Source organism: Youhaiella tibetensis (assembly GCF_008000755.1).
Taxonomy (GTDB): Bacteria; Pseudomonadota; Alphaproteobacteria; order Rhizobiales; family Devosiaceae; genus Paradevosia; species Paradevosia tibetensis.
This window is the reverse complement of the sequence record NZ_CP041690.1, coordinates 2,532,136-2,548,210: the sequence shown is the minus strand read 5'-3', so window position 1 is coordinate 2,548,210 and position 16,075 is coordinate 2,532,136. Positions and strand designations below refer to the sequence as shown.

Below are 16,075 nucleotides of genomic sequence, written 5' to 3'. Positions count from 1 at the left end.
GGTCAGCCGGCGCCGACCTTGGCGGTGAACACATACCCGACACCCCGGACCGACTTGATCTTGAGGGGGTGATCGACATCATCCTCGATCTTGCGGCGGAGACGGGAAATCTGCGTATCGATGGTGCGGTCATAGGCTTCCCAGGTTCGGCCCTTGGTCTGGTCGAGCAGGAAGTCGCGGGTCAGCACGCGCCCGGCATTGTCGATGAATACGCAGAGCATGTCGTATTCCCCGGTGGTGAGGCTGACTTCGCGATCGACCGGATCGAAGAGGCGGCGCTGCTGGCGATCGAGCCTCCAGCCATCGAAAAGCTGGGGGGTGCCGGTTGGCTCGACCGTCGCCTGCGTGGCTGGCTGCAGGCGACGGAGCAGGCTCTTCACGCGTGCCAGAAGCTCACGCAGGTTGAAGGGCTTGGTGATGTAGTCGTCCGCTCCAACCTCCAGCCCGACGATGCGGTCGACGTCGTCGGCCCGTCCCGTGACGATGATGATGCCCATGTCGGAAAGCGCGCGCAGTTCGCGCGCCAGCGAAAGACCGTCCCCATCGGGCAGGTTGAGATCGAGAAGGGCGATGTCGGGGTGCTCGGATCGCAGATAGGCGCGGAGCTGTTCCGCCGAAGCGACGGCCCCGACGCGGAAACCCTCATCCTCGAAATAGTGGACCAGCATGTTTCGAATGCGCGGCTCGTCATCGACGACGACGATGTGAGCGCGTTTCGCTGGCGCAGTCATTGCCTGGCCGTCCCGATCGAGATCGCTGGTCCTTTGCGATCTGCGTTTCTCACAAACTGACCCCAATGCTCGGAAAGGGCATGCGGAATGTAGGTGAAGGATAGTCTGGCCGGACTTTCCTTGTCCATAGAAGCCGATAGCCGTTCTTCGACCGCGCCAAAGTGCGCCCTGCGCAGCTTGATCTGGATCATAAGTGTGCGAAGGCGCCTCGCTAGTATCGGTCCGGATCAACAAAGAGGATCGACCATGAGCACGAGGTTTGAAAATCAGATCGCGGTGGTAACCGGGGCCGCGTCCGGCATTGGAGCGGCGATCGCGAGGGAACTGGCAGCGGGCGGCGCGCATGTTGTGCTGGCGGACCGCGACGGCAAGCACCTCGAAAACGTTGCCGACGGGATCAAGGCGAGTGGCGGCCAGGCGTCGGCTTTCGAGGTGGACGTTTCGTCCCCCGACCAGGTGCAGGCGATGGTGGAATTTGCCGAGAAGCTCGGCGGCCTCGACCTGGCGGTCAACAACGCCGGTATCGGCGGGGAGGCGCATTTCACCGGCGAGTACACCATCGAAGGCTGGCATCAGGTCATCGACATCAATCTCAACGGCGTCTTCTATTGCATGCGCTACGAACTGCCCGCGATGATCCGGCGCGGCGGCGGCGCCATCGTCAACATGTCCTCGATCCTCGGCTCGGTCGCGTTTGCGACGGCCCCGGCCTATGTTGCGGCCAAGCATGGAGTGATCGGTCTCACCAAGACCGCGGCCGTCGAATATGCGGACAAGAAGATCCGGGTGAACTCGGTGGGACCGGGGTTCATCGACACGCCGATGGTCACAAAGCACCTGGACGCCGAAACGCTCAAGGGCATTGCCGGCATGCATCCGGTCGGTCGTCTCGGCACTGTCGAGGAGGTTTCGGCCCTCACCTGCTTCCTGCTTTCCAGGGAGGCCTCCTTCATCACGGGCAGCTACCATCTGGTCGATGGCGGCTACACCGCCAGGTAGCTCTGCGCCAACCCACGGAGGCGGGGCAGGGTTGACCAGGATCAATCCTGCCCCGCCGGCGAGCGCTAGCCTTTTCCTCAGGACTTAAGCGTCCGTGGAAATGAAGGAACATCCAAATGGTTACCTTTGCCAATTATCCGAAGGACCAGATCAAATCTCACCGCCGCCGCTGGGAGCTGGCATGTGCCGCGCTCGCCATCGGCGCCGCCGCTTTCGCGCCAGCGGCGCGAGCGCAGGATTTGACGGCCAACTCGTTCACCGCCGATTTCTCAGCCATGGCCGGGCTCAAATCGATGGCGCCGAACGTGAAGGGCAAGATCGCCGTTCTCCTGCCCGAAACCACGACTTCGGCGCGCTACACGTCTTTCGATGCGCCCTATCTGCAAAAGGCTTTCGAGAGTGCGGGCCTCACCGCCGATCAATTCACGATCACCAACGCCCAGGGCAGTGAATCGACCGAATTGACTCAGGCGCAATCGGCCATCGCCCAGGGCGCGACCGTTCTTGTGCTCGATCCGATTTCCTCGGGCGTCGGCGCCTCCATCGAGCAGTATGCCAAGGAGCACGGGGTAAAGGTCATCGACTACGACCGGCTCACCCTGGGTGGCGATCGCGAATATTACGTCAGCTTCGACAACGTAGCGGTCGGCAAGCTCATCGGCGATGGCATGGTGCAGTGCCTGACGGCCTGGAACGTGGCTTCGCCCAACATCCTGGTGATGCGGGGAGCGCCCACGGACAACAACGCGACTCTCTTCGCCCAGGGCTACATGGGCGTGCTCCAGCCCAAGTTCGATGACAAGTCATACGTCAACGCCGGCGAACCTGCCGGCACGTGGGACCCGGCGACGGCCCGCACGACGTTCGAGCAGCAGTATACCGCTCATCCCGATATCAACGCGGTTCTCGTCCCGAACGATGACAACGCCAATGCGGTGATCTCCTACCTCAAGACGCTCAAGGTTCCGCCCAAGTCGTTCCCGACGACCGGGCAGGATGCCACCCTGACCGGCCTTCAGAATATCCTGGCCGGATATCAGTGCGGCACCGTCTACAAGGCGATCTACCTCGAAGCGCAGGCGGCGGCGGCGCTGGCCATCCATTTGGCAGCGGGCGTCGAGCCACCGAAGGCACTGGTCAACGGCAGCACGCCTGACAGCAGCGCGAAAGTCGACGTTCCCTCGGTCCTGCTGACGCCAATCTGGGTCACCAGCGACAACATGGCCGGAACGGTGGTCAAGGACGGCTTCGTCGATGCCAAGGCGCTTTGCGCCGGCGACCTGGGCGATGCCTGCAAGGCCGCCCAGATCGGGGGCTGACGGCCGAACGCGAACCCAACCTGCATCCACCCTGCCTGACCGGCAGGGTGGATGCCTGTCCGAGGCAAGAACATGGCGACTGGCGCAACAGAGTGTCTGGTTAGGCTGCGCGGCATCGAAAAGCACTTCGGCGCCGTGGTGGCGCTTGCCGGCGTAGATCTCGACATTCCGGCAGGGCAGGTTACGGCCCTCGTCGGTGACAACGGCGCGGGCAAGTCGGTGCTCATCAAGTGCATCGCGGGCACGTACGAGCCGGATGCAGGCACGATCCTCTGGGAGGGCCGGGAGGTGCGGATCCGCAACCCTCGCGACGCCGCCCAGCTCGGCATCGAGGTCGTCTACCAGGACCTGGCGCTTTGCGACAACCTGGACGTCGTCGAGAATATGTTCCTGGGCCGCGAGCGCGTGATAGGCGGGGTCGTCCTCAACGAGGACGACATGGAAACCGCAGCGACCAAGGCCCTGGCCGACCTACGTGTCACCACGCTCCAATCGGCGCGCGAGCCCGTCGCCTCGCTTTCGGGCGGGCAGCGCCAATCGATCGCGGTGGCCAAGGCCGTGATGTGGAACTCCAAGCTGGTGATCCTCGATGAGCCGACCGCGGCGCTCGGGGTGGCCCAGACCAGGCAGGTGCTCTCGCTCGTCAGGCGGCTCGCCGAGCAGGGGCTGGCCGTCGTGATGATTTCGCACAATCTCAACGACGTCTTTGCGGTGGCCGACCGCTTCGCCGTCCTGCGGCTCGGCCGGATGGTCGCCTCCGGCGAAACGGACAAATTCGATCCGCAGATGGTCGTCGAGCTGATGACGCTGGGTCATTCCGACAGGAAACCGGACAGCACCAGCAGGTCGCGGGCCGAAGCCATCTTCCGCTCCGGAGAAATCCGCAAACCCGAAGGGCAGGGCGAGGACGCCGCCGAGCGGGCGCGTGGCGCCGGCGCAGGACGGCCTGGTACGGTCGGTGACTACCTTCGGGCCCAGTGGGCACGCATCGCGGCGGGGCAGAGCGGGGTGCTGCCGGTCATTATCGGCGCGATAGCCATCGCTGCCATTTTCCAGAGCCAGAATTCCCGGTTCCTGTCGCCCGGGAACCTCGTCAACCTTCTTGTCCAGGGTTCGGTCTTCATGCTCATCGGCATGGGCGAAGCCACCGTGCTCCTGCTGGGGGAAACCGATCTGGCGCTGGGCTTCATCGCCGGTATTTCCGGGACGATTGTCACCATCCTTGTCCAGTATGGATTCGGCTGGCCGTGGTGGGCCGCCATCCTTGCGGGCCTCGGGGTAGCCGTCGTGCTCGGCGCCTTTCAGGGCACGCTGGTTGCCCGCTTGCGGCTGCCGTCCTTCGTCGTCACTCTCGCCGGCCTCCTCGGTTTCCAGGGCATCATGATCCAGCTCCTGGGGACGGGCGGCACCATCCCGATCCGGGATGACGTCATCAACAATCTTGCCAACGGCACGCTCACCCCCATGGGTGGCTGGGTCCTGGCCGTCATCGTGGTAGCGGGTTATGCGCTCTACAGCCTTTGGCGTGACCATCAACGCCGCACTGCCGGTTTGGTGACGCCGCCCATGCGGATGACGCTGCTCAAGCTCTGCGGTGCCGCTTTGGCAGCTCTGGTTCTCGTCCTGCTGGTGAATGCGGACCGCGGCGTGCCCGCCTTTCCGGTCAGCGGCATGCCCTGGGTGGTGCCGATCGTCTTTACGGTTCTCGTGGCCATGTCTCTTCTGGTCGGCAACACCCGCTTCGGGCGTTACATCTATGCTATTGGCGGCAATGCCGAGGCAGCGCGGCGTGCGGGCATCAACCTCAAGCTCATCCGCACCGTCGCCTTTATGATTGCGGCGTTGATCGCCGGCATTGGGGGCATCGTCTACGCCTCACGCCTGCGCTCGATGTCCACGAGCTTTGATGGCGGGACCATCGTTCTCTACGTCGTGGCCAGCGCTGTCATCGGCGGCACGAGCATGTTTGGTGGCCGCGGCCACCCCCTGCATCCGGTCCTCGGGGGGCTCGTCATTGCTGCCATCGTCAACGGCATGGCGCTTCTTGGGCTGCCAGCCGCCATCCAGCTCATGGCTACCGCCGTCGTGCTGCTCGCCTCCATAACGGTCGACGTCGTGGTGCGTCGCCGGGGCGAAACCAACCGGTGACGTTGACACGATGCGCCCCCGTGCGACCTACTTCGACCTTGGAGAAGGTGATGGACGAGGACATGGATCGCAGAGCGGTAGACGGCAAGTCGTTTGGGGAAGTGGATGTTGTTCGAAACTATGCGTTTCGTCCTCCATACCCGGAAGCCCTCTTCGAGCATCTCGCCAGCCTCGCTCCACGCAGGAATTGCCTCCTCGACCTCGGTTGCGGACCGGGCAAGGTGGCGCGACCGATGGCGGCGAGCTTCGATCGGGTGATCGCGGTCGATCCGTCTCAAGAAATGCTCGCGCTGGCGCGGACGCTGGAAAATGGACGCAGCGGGAACATCACGTGGGTCGAGTGTCGGGGCGAGGATGTCGAGCTCGAGCCGGCCAGCGTGGATTTCGTCGTTGCTGCCAACAGCATCCATTGGATGGATGCCGGACGCCTGTTCCCGCGGCTTGCCGGTTGCGTCGCGCCCGATCATCGCGTTGCCGTCGTCTCGGGAGACGATCCCTTCGAGCCGCCCTGGGCCGAGGCGTGGCAAGCCTTCCTGGTCCGTTGGCTTCCTCTGCTGACAGGCGAGCCGTTCGACCCAAAGGGAAAAAGCACCCAGTGGGCTGCTTACAAGGATCATCTGGAAATCACGGGCGAGCAACGCTTTCTCGCGGCGCCAGTCGTGCAGAGCGTTGACGATTTCGTCCGCTGTCAGCACTCGCGAGAGAGCTTCGCGCCCGATCGTCTCGGGAGCCATTTCTCGGAATTTGACGGACAACTGACGGAATTGCTCGCGCCCTTCGCGAACGGGGGGATGCTGACATTCGTCGTCAAGGTGGACCTGGTCTGCGGCACCATCAAAGCGAACTGACAATAGGGCCAGGGGTTCAACCCCCGGGCAAAACAGGTCATCATCGACCGATACGAGGCATCTACGCGGAGCTTGGCATGGGCATCGATAGCGCGACCCTCGAGGCGATGGATCGTTACTGGCGGGCCGCCAATTACCTTTCCGTCGGTCAGATCTACCTCATGGAAAACCCGTTGCTGCGCCAGCCCCTGAGGGCAGAGCACGTCAAGCCGCGGCTTCTCGGCCACTGGGGTACGACGCCCGGTCTCAACTTCATCTACGTGCACCTCAACCGCATTATCCGAGAGCGTGGCACCGACATCCTCTATGTCTGCGGGCCGGGGCATGGCGGGCCGGGGATGGTCGCCAATACCTGGCTCGAGGGCACCTATAGCGAGATCTACCCCCAGGTCTCGCGTGACGCCGAAGGCATGCGTCGACTCTTCAAGCAGTTCTCGTTTCCCGGCGGCATCCCCAGCCATGTGGCGCCGCAGACGCCCGGATCGATCCACGAAGGGGGCGAACTCGGCTACGCGCTGGTCCACGCCTATGGGGCCGCATTCGACAACCCCGATCTGGTGGTCGCCTGCGTGGTCGGGGATGGCGAGGCCGAAACCGGTCCGCTGGCCACGGCGTGGCATTCCAACAAGTTCCTCAACCCCCGCGTCGATGGGGCCGTGTTGCCCATCCTGCACCTCAATGGCTACAAGATCGCCAACCCCACGATCCTCGGCCGGATGAGCGACGAAGAGTTGCGCAGCCTCTTTGCCGGCTATGGGTACGAACCGCTCTTCGTTGAGGGGGACCAGCCCATGCCCATGCACCAGGTCATGGTGGGGACCCTCGACAGGGCGTTCGATCGCATCGCGCAGATCCAGCGCGCGGCGAGGGCGGGCGCTGACGAGCCCGAGCGGCCGCGCTGGCCCATGATCGTGCTGCGCAGTCCCAAGGGCTGGACCGGTCCCAAGGAAGTGGATGGCCTCAAGGTGGAAGGGTTCTGGCGCGCCCACCAGGTGCCGGTCTCCAACGCCCGGGGTGACGATGGACACCGCGCCATTCTCGAGGAATGGATGCGCAGCTACCGTCCCGACGAACTGTTCGATGACCGTGGCGAGCCGACGCCGGACATCACAAGCCTCGTGCCTTCAGGGCAGAAGCGCATGGGCGCCACGCCCTATGCCAATGGTGGCCTGCTCAAGCGTGACCTCGTGCTGCCGGATTGGCGCGGCTTCGCGCTCGACGTGCATGTGCCCGGCGCACTCGATGCCGAGGCGACACGCGTGATGGGCGCCCTGGTGCGTGAGGTGATGCAGGCAAACCGGGAGACCCGCAATTTCCGGCTCATGGGGCCGGACGAGACCGCCTCCAACCGGCTGGATGCGGTGTTCGAGGCGACCGACCGTGTCTGGATGGAAGAAATCGAGCCCTACGACGTGCATCTGGCGCGCGAGGGGCGGGTCATGGAAGTGCTCTCCGAGCACATGTGTCAGGGCTGGCTCGAAGGCTATCTACTCACCGGCCGGCACGGGCTCTTTTCCTGCTACGAGGCCTTCATCCACATCGTGGATTCGATGGTCAACCAGCATGCGAAGTGGCTGCAGACCTCCGAGGAGCTGTCCTGGCGAGCTCCGATCGCCTCGCTCAACTATCTGCTGACCTCACATGTCTGGCGGCAGGACCATAACGGCTTCAGCCACCAGGATCCGGGCTTCGCCGATTTCGTCGCCAACAAGAAGGCGGACACGGTGCGCCTCTACTTCCCGCCGGATGCGAATTGCCTGCTCTGGGTCACCGATCATTGCCTGCGCACCTGGAACCGCATCAACGTCATTACGGCCGGAAAGCAGAAACAGCCGCAATGGCTGTCTGCCGCGGAGGCGGAACAGCACTGCCGGGAGGGGGCAGGGGTGTGGGAATGGGCGAGCACCTGTGCGGCTGCCGACGAGCCCGACCTGGTGATGGGCTGCGCAGGCGACGTGCCGACCATCGAGACCCTGGCCGCCGTGCAGTTGCTGCGGCATGCCTTTCCCGATCTCAAGATCAGGGTGGTCAATGTCGTCGACCTGATGACCCTGCAGGCGCACACCACTCACCCGCACGGCTTCACCGAAGCGGCATTCGATGCCCTGTTCACCACTGGCAAGCCGGTGATCTTCGCCTATCACGGCTACCCCTATCTCATTCACCGCCTGACCTATAAGCGGAACAACCACGACAACTTCCACGTCCATGGCTTCCAGGAGGAGGGCACGACGACGACGCCGTTCGACATGGCGGTGATGAACGGGCTGGACCGGTATCACCTGGCGCTGGGCGCGATCGCGCGCCTGCCGCATCTCGCGGGCCGCGCCGGGCCGGTGGTTGCGCAGATTGAGGGAAAGCTGGCTGAACACCGGGCCTATGTGCGCGAATACGGCGAGGACATGCCCGAGATCCGGAACTGGAGATGGGAGCCGAAGGGCGGCGCCTCACAGGCGTGAAACAGCAAGCTCGATCATCTCGGTGGTCATGCCTTCCTGTCGGGCCTGCTGGTACTGGCGCTCAACGTCCTCACGCCGTGAACGCAGATTGCTCTGGGCCCGGGCCATCGCCTCGACACGCGCCTGCGCTTCGGCCGCCGCGCCTTCCAGGAGCGCGCGGATCACGGCGGCGAACAGGGCTTCCTGCAACAGTCCGGTGATCAGGTCCGCCGCCGTCATTGTGGTGATGGGGCGCGTCCCCCGTGGTGCGGTTCCTTCCGGAAGGGGAGGCGGTGGGAAAAGCTTGCGGACTTCCGGCGGCACGCCCGCGTGAAGGGGCGCTATGACGGCTCGGATGGGGCCGGGGTTGTCGACGGCATGGCGCACCAGCGCATCGGTCACCGAGCTCGCCAGCTCCGCGACGCTCGCCGGGTGTCCCGGGAGGTCGGAGGACCAGAGGACCTCTGTCCCCTCGGCCCTGAGCATTTCGAGCGTCCGGTTGCCGACGACGATGAGCCCCGGCTCGTCGCGCATCGCCAGACGGGCTGCCTCGGCGATGCGGGCGGAAAGCGACCCCGAGAAACCCTGGGCAGTTCCGACGATCAGCAGCAGGCCGGGGCCCTGGCCGAGAGGGCTGCGGTCCTCCGCTGTCAGCAGGGAGAGCGCGTCCTCGACGGTTTGCGCATAGGTTGCCACCGCCTTGGTGGCCGTGCGGGCTTCCCCGACATGCCCCGCCGCAATGGCCCGCAGCGCGCCCACGACCTGGCCGATGTCATCGAGCCCCGCGAGCCGCTTCTGGATATCTTCGGGGCGCTCGGTCATGGCTGCTCCAGGCCACTGCGCACCACTTCGATCAGCACCGCCCGGGTGGCATCGTCCAGCGTTTGCATATGCGTCCGCAACTCCTCAAGACGTGCATCGGCGTCGAGCAGGGCGGGGAGGGCCGTCTTGAGGGCAGCGATGCGGGGCGGGTCGAGCGCGTCGAGCAGTCCTTCGTTGAGGGCGGACAGCAGGGCGATCTGGGTCACCAGCGGCAGGGGCGCGAAGCGGGGTTGGGACAGGAGCGCAGCGATGCGTTCGCCTCTGGTCATCCGGGCTTTCATCGCCGCGTCGCCGAAACCGCCGAACCGGGAAAAGACCTTCATTTCGAGGAACTGGGCGTAGTCCAGCCGCAGCCTGCCGGCCACGGCCTTCATGGCTCCCCACTGGGCCTTGCCGCCCACGCGGCTGACCGAAAGCCCCACATCGACCGCCGGTCGCTGGTTTCCGGCAAACAGCGCCTGGGAGGTGACGATCTGTCCGTCGGCGATCGAGATCAGGTTGGTAGGGATGTAGGCCGAGAGATTACCCGCTTCGATCTCGGCGATCGGCAAGGCGGTCAGCGATCCGCCGCCGCGTTCGGGGGCCATCTTGGCGGCCCGTTCGAGCAGGCGGGCATGGAGGTAGAAGATGTCGCCGGGATAGGCCTCTCGCCCAGGCGGCTGGTGGGAGAGCAGCGCTAGTTCACGGTGGGTGGCGGCGTGCTTGGTGAGGTCGTCGTAGACGATCAGCACGTGCTTGCCCTGGTCGCGGAACCACTCGGCCATGGAGGTTGCCGAGAAGGGAGCCAGCCATTGCAGGCCCGCCGGGGCCGTGGCTTCGGCGACGACGAAGATGGTGCGTGCCGGCTCGCCAAGCCGCTGCACGGCATTGATGACGCGCCGCACTGCCGACATGCGTTGGCCGATTGCGACATAGATGCAGATCATGTCGCTGCCGGCCTGGTTGATGATGGCGTCGACCGCGATCGAGGTCTTGCCGGTCTTGCGCTCCCCGATGATGAGTTCGCGCTGCCCGCGCCCGATCGCAAAGAGCGCATCGACCACCAGCAGGCCCGTTTCCATCGGTTCGGAAACGAAGTCCCGCTCGATGATCTGGGGGGCAGGGCGCTCCGCGGGCAGAATGGTCGCCCAGTCTGGCGGTGGTGCTCCGTCGAGCGGGCGCCCGAGGGGATCGACGATGCGTCCGAGGAGTTCCGTCCCGGCCGGTACAGACGCCAGGTGACCCGTGCGAGTCACGATGTCCCCCGCGGTCACGCCGGCCATTGGATCGAGGAAGGCGGCGTGGAGCCGGTCTTCATCGAGCGTCAGCACGAACCCTCTCGCGCCTCCACCGAAAGTGACGACCTCGTTGAGTTGGGCGCCGGGCAACCCTGCGATCGTCGCCAGCCCATCCGCGATGGCGATCACCGTGCCCTGTTCCTCCAGTTCGGGGCCCAGGCGGGCGGCAGCGATGCGCCCGCGCAGCTTGTCCAGAGCGGGATCAGGCGGCCCGTTCATCGCGCATCGCCTCTGCAATGGTATCGAGGTCGTGGGCCAGCGAGTTGCGGATCACGCCATTGGCGGACCGTAGCTCGAGACCTGCGATCAGGGCCGGGTCGATATCGACTTGCGGGCTGGCGCCGTAGGGAGCGAGGGCGGCCTGTGCGGCCTTTAGAGCGTCGTCGTCGAGTGCGCTTGGCGCGACGAGACGCAGGCCGTCGCCTTTGAGCAGGGCATCGCGTTCAGCGTGCCCCATGCCGGCGAGCGAACGCGTCAGGCGTTCGGCGTAGCCAAGCGGTCCGGATGGCTGGGCCGCCAGCGCGCGCCTTGCAATGGTCTCGGCGAGGTCGCGCGCACGGTCAAGCGCCTGGGCCTGCGCGTCGGCGGAGCGATGGTCGAGGGCCGTTTCGCCATCGGCGACGATCCTGGCCGCGTCCTGGCGAGCCTTGTCGAGCAGTCCCTGGCGGCGTTCCTCCGCATCGGTCCTGGCCTTGGCCAATACCTGCTGGCGGGCATCTGCATTGGCCTTGGCTTCGGCGTCGGCCTTGGCCCTGGCGGCTTCCGCCTCGGCCTTGGCATCCTCGGCAGCCTTGAGGGCGGCGTCCGTCGTGGCCTGCCGGCGCGTTATGACCTCCGCCACCGGTCGAAAGAGAAAATGGTGGAGGATTGCCAGCAGGATCAGGACGTTGATCAGTTGGAAGGCGAAGGAGGTCCAGTCGAAGGTCATGAGACGAACGGGTTGGCGAACAGCACCAGGAGGGCGATGACGAGGCAGTAGATGGCCGTGGTCTCGATCATGGCCAGACCGACGAACAGCGTGCGCGAAATGGTCCCGGCGGCCTCGGGCTGGCGGGCGATGGCCTCGAGGGCCGCCGCCACCGCGCGCCCCTCGGCCAGTGCAGGCCCGATCGCGCCCAGGCCTACGGCCAGCGCCGCTGAGATGATACTGATGATCTGGATCAGGTCATTCACGCCAATTCTCCGTTTCTAGGCCTCATTTACGGTCGAGCCGATGAAGACCAGCGCCAGGGTCGCAAAGATGTAGGCCTGGACGGCTCCGGTGAGCAGATCGAGCGCCATCAGCGGAATCGGGACGAGAAGCCCGGCCAGCACGCCGACGATGCCGATGACGAAGACGCCGCTCATGACGTTGCCGAACAGGCGCACCATCAGTGAAAAGTGCCGCGTTATCTGCTCGACCAAATTGAGCGGGATCATAATCCAGCTCGGACGCGCGAAAGTTGCCAGCCATCCACCTACTCCCTGCAGGCGAATGCCCCAGTAGATGCCGGCGACGAAGACGACCAGCGCGAGCGCCGCATCGGTTTCGAGGTGCGCCGTCGGGGGCTCGACGCCCGGAATGAGCGTCGACCAGTTGGCGCAAAGGATGAAGATCAGAAGCATGCCGATGAGGCCGCGGAACCGCGCCGGATTGCCCGGGACCGTGGCGGTGATCTCTTTGTCGAGCGTGGTTACGAGCAGTTCGAGAACGGCTTGGGCTCGGCCGGGCCGCAGCGACAGGCGTCGTGTCGCCAGGAAGGAGGCGAGGGCGAGGGCCGCGATGATCGCCCAGGTGGTGACGACCGGCCAAGTGATCGTCAGCGGTCCGATGGCAAATGCCGGTGCCGCAGTCAGCGGGGAGGCGATCATCGCGTTCTCCTCAAGACCCAATACCTGCCGGCGAGAATGCCGGCCGCGCCAAAAAGCAGGGTTGGAGCTCCGTTCCTGGCGAAGAGCACGAGCAGGCCGGCGAGCAGCGCGAGCCGCACCATTTGCAGCATGACGGCGGAGAGCCGTCCGGCGGCCAGCAGCCCGGTCACGTAGCGAAGGCTTGCGAAATGGGCCCAGCCGGCAGCCAGGCCGACGAGGAGGGCGAGCAGGGGGATAGCGAGCGCGGCAGGGTCAGAAAGGGTCATTGTTCGTGCATCCAGCGCATGGCCAGCCAAAGGCCGAGGGCTGCCCCAACCATCAACAGGGCAGCGGCCAGGGTGATACCGCCGCCGAGGCGCGCGTCGAGCCAGTGGCCGAGCGCCAGGCCGCCCAGCGTCGGTAGTACGATGATCCAGCCTAGGACGCCGATCTGGCCGAAACGGCGGGCCAGCGAGGGTTCGGGGTCGGCGCGGCCGGCACGTTCGCGCTCCTCGGCCCGGTGGGCAGCCTCCCCGGTGCGGTCGAGATGCTCCTGGTCCCTCACGGGTCGCCCTCCGGGAACAGACCCAGCGTGTCGCCTCCGGCCGAGAGCTCATGCATGAGCTGGCGGATGGCGCGGGCGTGGAGGCGCGTGTCGGAGGTGCGGGCGTTGCGGATGGCATTTTCTGCTTCCAGGCGCGCTGCGGCGACGCGCGACTCCAGGGCCGCCAGCTCGTCGCTGACGATGGCCTCCCGACAGGCGATCCGCACGTGCGTGCCTCCGGTCACGGCGAAGATGCCACCGCGCAGCGCGCAGTACCGCCAGTCTTCGGTCGCGCCTCGCCAGCGCATCACGCCGGCATCGATCACCGTCAGGAAATCGGCGTGACCCGGCAGGATGCCGAAACTGCCGCTCGCGTCCTCCGCCCGAAGCGAGGCCACCGCATTGTCCACCAGCACGATCTGGAGCGGCGTACTGACCGTCAGTTGCAGCAATCCGGTCATGCGGCGGCCTTCCTGCGGGCGTTCTCTCGGGTGCGTGCTTCCTCCAGATTGCCGATCATGTAGAGCGAGCCTTCGTCCCAGTCGTCGCATTCGCCGGACAGGATGGCCCGGCATCCAGCAACGGTCTCGGCGACGGGCACCGTGCGACCAGCCATGCCGGTGAAGGCGGCGGCAACGAAGAAGGGCTGGGTGAGAAAGCGCTGGAGACGCCGCGCGCGTCCCACGAGCAACTGTTCGTCGCGGCTGAGTTCCTCCACGCCGAGCAGCGCAATGACGTCGCGCATCTCGTTGTAATGCTCGATCAGTTCGCGCACCTCGGCGGCGGCGCGGGCGTGATCGTCCCCGACCACGGTGGCGTCGAGGAGGGAAGACGTGGTGCGCATCGGGTCTACGGCAGGATAGATGCCTTGGGCTGCAAGCTCGCGGGAGAGCACTACGGTGCTGTCCATGTGCGTGCTGATCGCGGCGACGGCGGGATCGGTGAAATCGTCGGCAGGCACGTAGACCGCCTCGATGGCGGTGACCGAGGCGCGGCCGGACGAAGCAATGCGCTCCTCCAGGTCCGCCACTTCGGTGGCAAGCGTGGGCTGGTATCCGACGCGCGAGGGCATGCGGCCCAGGAGCCCCGAGACCTCGGCGCCCGCCTGAACGAAGCGGAAGACGTTGTCCATCAGCAGCAGCACGTTGCGTCCCTGCTGGTCGCGTACGTGCTCGGCCATGGTCAGCGCCGTCAGCGGCACGCGCCAGCGCGCGCCCGGGGGCTCGTTCATCTGGCCGTAGACCAGCACCGTGCGGTCGAGGACGCCGTACCCTTTCATGTCGTGCAGCATCTCGTGGCCTTCGCGCGAGCGCTCCCCGACACCGGCGAATACCGACACGCCGTCATAGCTGGTGATCATGGCGTGGATCAGCTCGGTCACGAGCACCGTCTTGCCCACTCCGGCGCCTCCGAACATGGCGGCCTTGCCGCCCTGCGCCAATGGGGCAAGGAGGTCGATGACCTTGATGCCGGTCGTGAAGAGATCAGTGCTGGCCCGCGGCCCGGAGAGTGGCGGAGCCGGTTGGTGGATGGCGCGGCGCGGTGTATCGGCGGGCAGGGCGGGGCCGCCGTCTCCGACGGCTCCCAGGACATCGAGCAGCCTGCCAAGCACGGCGTCGCCCACCGGCACGGTGATCGGGGCACCGGTAAGGCGCGCCTGCATCAATCGGGAGAGACCCTGTGTGGATTGAAGGGCGATGGCCCGAAAGCGTCCGCCATCCAGGTGCGACTGCACCTCGCAGGTTACGCACGCACCATCCGGGTCCACGATGACGGCATCGTGGATGGCAGGTGGTTCACCTTCCGTGGCCATTTCGACCACGGGGCCGCGTACGGCCGTTACACGCGCAATCCGGTCAGGCATGGTGCCTCTCGAGCGCTCGGGTGCATCGGGCGCCCTGAAGCGCCTGTTTGCAGAATAGCACCAAGGTCTTGCAGCGCCACAGCTAGTTCGGATGGCGAGCCATGCGGTTTTGCCGGATCAGCCGCCGGAGCCGTCGAGCAGGGCGATAGCCTCCATCGCCATCATGCGCTCTTCGTTGGCGGGGATGACGAGGGTCTCGAAGGTGCCGAGCGGGGCCAGATGGCGCACGATTGCCTCCCGCACCGGTCCGGCGTTCTCGCCAATGCCACCGGTGAAGACCATTGCATCCACCCCGCCGAGCGCAACCGCAAGCGATGCGGCGGCCTGGGCGCAGCGCATGGCGAAGAAATCGAGGGCGAAGCGCGATTGAGCCGTTCCGTCGGCCAGCAGCGCGGCGACGTCGTTCGATTTGCCCGATAGGCCTAGCAAGCCGGCACGGTTGTAGATCAGGTCCTCGATATCCTCGAGTTCCATCCCGTACGTGCGCTTGAGAAGCAGGATCGCGCCCGGATCGACCGCGCCCGAACGCGTTCCCATCGGCACGCCGTCGACGGCCGTCATGCTCATGGTGGTGTCCACGCTGCGGCCTTCGCGCATGGCGCAAAGGCTCGCGCCATTACCCAGATGCGCCGCGATCACGCGTCCGGCGAAAATACGGGGATGCTCGTGTTGCAGCACGTGCGCGAGCCATTGATAGGACAGCCCGTGGAAGCCGTAGCGGCGAACGCCCTTGTCGAAGAACTCATTGGGCAGGGCGAAATGCGTGAACAGGGGATCGCGTCCGGCATGGAAGGCGGTGTCGAAGCAGGCGATGTCTGGAGCGTCCCCGATGAACCGGCGCGAGGCAGCGATGGCGGCGAGGTTGTGGGGCTGGTGGAGCGGCGCCAGCGGCACCAGGGCTTCCAGGTCCGCCAGCACCTGGGGGGAGACGAGCGTGGCGCGCAGATATTTGGTGCCGCCGTGGACGATGCGGTGGGCGACCGCCTCGACCGTCCAGCCGTCGTCGTGGCGGCCGACATAGGCCAGCAGGGCCTCGAGTGCCGCGCCATGGTCGCTGCCCTGAGCCAATGCCTCGACCGTTTCCTCGCCGTCGTCGAGGCTGGCCCTGAGCTCGGTGTCGCCACCGATCCGCGTCACGGCGCCTCGTGCCAGCAGCGCCAGGTCCGTACGCCGGAACACGCGGAACTTGAGGCTGGACGAGCCGGCGTTGAGAGTGAGTATCGCCCCTGTCATGCCCGTCCCTCCCTTTGTCCGT

The 16,075-nt window shown here is 65.8% G+C and carries 16 protein-coding genes; 5 read left to right on the top strand and 11 right to left on the bottom strand.

The window, feature by feature from the left end; translation table 11 throughout:
• Positions 1-2: 2 nt before the first annotated feature.
• Positions 3-731, bottom strand: coding sequence for a response regulator (locus FNA67_RS12295; RefSeq protein ID WP_147656220.1), 729 nt, complete (start codon positions 729-731; stop codon positions 3-5).
• 246 nt (positions 732-977) lie between these two features.
• Between FNA67_RS12295 and FNA67_RS12290 the strand changes: the two genes are divergently transcribed.
• The 5 genes from FNA67_RS12290 (at position 978) to FNA67_RS12270 (ending at position 8,504) form a co-directional block, all read left to right on the top strand.
• On the top strand, positions 978-1,730 hold the full coding sequence (locus tag FNA67_RS12290; RefSeq protein WP_147656219.1) for an SDR family NAD(P)-dependent oxidoreductase: 753 nt from the start codon (positions 978-980) through the stop codon (positions 1,728-1,730).
• 116 nt (positions 1,731-1,846) lie between these two features.
• Entirely contained in the window at positions 1,847-3,049 is a 1,203-nt protein-coding gene (locus FNA67_RS12285) for a sugar ABC transporter substrate-binding protein (protein WP_082202128.1), read from the top strand.
• Between the two features lie 72 nt (positions 3,050-3,121).
• A complete protein-coding gene (locus FNA67_RS12280) occupies positions 3,122-5,197 on the top strand; it encodes an ATP-binding cassette domain-containing protein (protein ID WP_147656218.1) in 2,076 nt (691 codons plus the stop codon).
• Between the two features lie 50 nt (positions 5,198-5,247).
• Positions 5,248-6,045 carry a class I SAM-dependent methyltransferase gene (locus FNA67_RS12275; protein WP_244616338.1) on the top strand — a complete coding sequence of 266 codons (798 nt, stop codon included), beginning with the start codon at positions 5,248-5,250 and terminating at the stop codon, positions 6,043-6,045.
• A gap of 77 nt (positions 6,046-6,122) precedes the next feature.
• Positions 6,123-8,504, top strand: a complete 2,382-nt coding sequence (locus tag FNA67_RS12270) for a phosphoketolase family protein (protein ID WP_147656217.1) — start codon at positions 6,123-6,125, stop codon at positions 8,502-8,504.
• Here FNA67_RS12270 and FNA67_RS12265 read toward each other — a convergent pair.
• The 10 genes from FNA67_RS12265 to FNA67_RS12220 all read right to left on the bottom strand — a co-directional run bounded on the left by FNA67_RS12265 (position 8,493) and on the right by FNA67_RS12220 (position 16,053).
• Positions 8,493-9,305 (bottom strand): F0F1 ATP synthase subunit gamma, encoded by an 813-nt coding sequence (locus tag FNA67_RS12265; protein WP_147656216.1) that lies wholly within the window; start codon positions 9,303-9,305, stop codon positions 8,493-8,495. The two genes, FNA67_RS12270 and FNA67_RS12265, sit on opposite strands and share 12 nt — an antisense overlap.
• Positions 9,302-10,801: a F0F1 ATP synthase subunit alpha gene (locus FNA67_RS12260; protein ID WP_147656215.1), complete on the bottom strand. Its 1,500-nt coding sequence runs from the start codon at positions 10,799-10,801 to the stop codon at positions 9,302-9,304. Before FNA67_RS12260 ends, FNA67_RS12265 begins: the two co-directional genes overlap by 4 nt.
• Positions 10,785-11,510 carry an ATP synthase F0 subunit B gene (locus FNA67_RS12255; protein WP_147656214.1) on the bottom strand — a complete coding sequence of 242 codons (726 nt, stop codon included), beginning with the start codon at positions 11,508-11,510 and terminating at the stop codon, positions 10,785-10,787. The genes FNA67_RS12260 and FNA67_RS12255 overlap by 17 nt, the downstream gene beginning before the upstream one ends.
• Positions 11,507-11,755: a F0F1 ATP synthase subunit C gene (locus FNA67_RS12250; protein WP_049705440.1), complete on the bottom strand. Its 249-nt coding sequence runs from the start codon at positions 11,753-11,755 to the stop codon at positions 11,507-11,509. The genes FNA67_RS12255 and FNA67_RS12250 overlap by 4 nt, the downstream gene beginning before the upstream one ends.
• Positions 11,756-11,770: 15 nt before the next feature.
• Positions 11,771-12,433 (bottom strand): F0F1 ATP synthase subunit A, encoded by a 663-nt coding sequence (locus FNA67_RS12245; protein ID WP_147656213.1) that lies wholly within the window; start codon positions 12,431-12,433, stop codon positions 11,771-11,773.
• Positions 12,430-12,699 (bottom strand): N-ATPase subunit AtpR, encoded by a 270-nt coding sequence (locus tag FNA67_RS12240; protein WP_147656212.1) that lies wholly within the window; start codon positions 12,697-12,699, stop codon positions 12,430-12,432. Before FNA67_RS12240 ends, FNA67_RS12245 begins: the two co-directional genes overlap by 4 nt.
• Complete coding sequence (locus FNA67_RS12235; RefSeq protein WP_147656211.1) at positions 12,696-12,977, bottom strand: AtpZ/AtpI family protein; 282 nt, start codon at positions 12,975-12,977, stop codon at positions 12,696-12,698. Before FNA67_RS12235 ends, FNA67_RS12240 begins: the two co-directional genes overlap by 4 nt.
• On the bottom strand, positions 12,974-13,417 hold the full coding sequence (locus tag FNA67_RS12230; RefSeq protein WP_147656210.1) for a F0F1 ATP synthase subunit epsilon: 444 nt from the start codon (positions 13,415-13,417) through the stop codon (positions 12,974-12,976). The genes FNA67_RS12235 and FNA67_RS12230 overlap by 4 nt, the downstream gene beginning before the upstream one ends.
• Positions 13,414-14,820: a F0F1 ATP synthase subunit beta gene (gene atpD, locus FNA67_RS12225; RefSeq protein WP_147656209.1), complete on the bottom strand. Its 1,407-nt coding sequence runs from the start codon at positions 14,818-14,820 to the stop codon at positions 13,414-13,416. The genes FNA67_RS12230 and atpD overlap by 4 nt, the downstream gene beginning before the upstream one ends.
• Positions 14,821-14,937: 117 nt before the next feature.
• Positions 14,938-16,053 (bottom strand): acetate/propionate family kinase, encoded by a 1,116-nt coding sequence (locus FNA67_RS12220; RefSeq protein WP_049705434.1) that lies wholly within the window; start codon positions 16,051-16,053, stop codon positions 14,938-14,940.
• Positions 16,054-16,075: the final 22 nt, after the last annotated feature.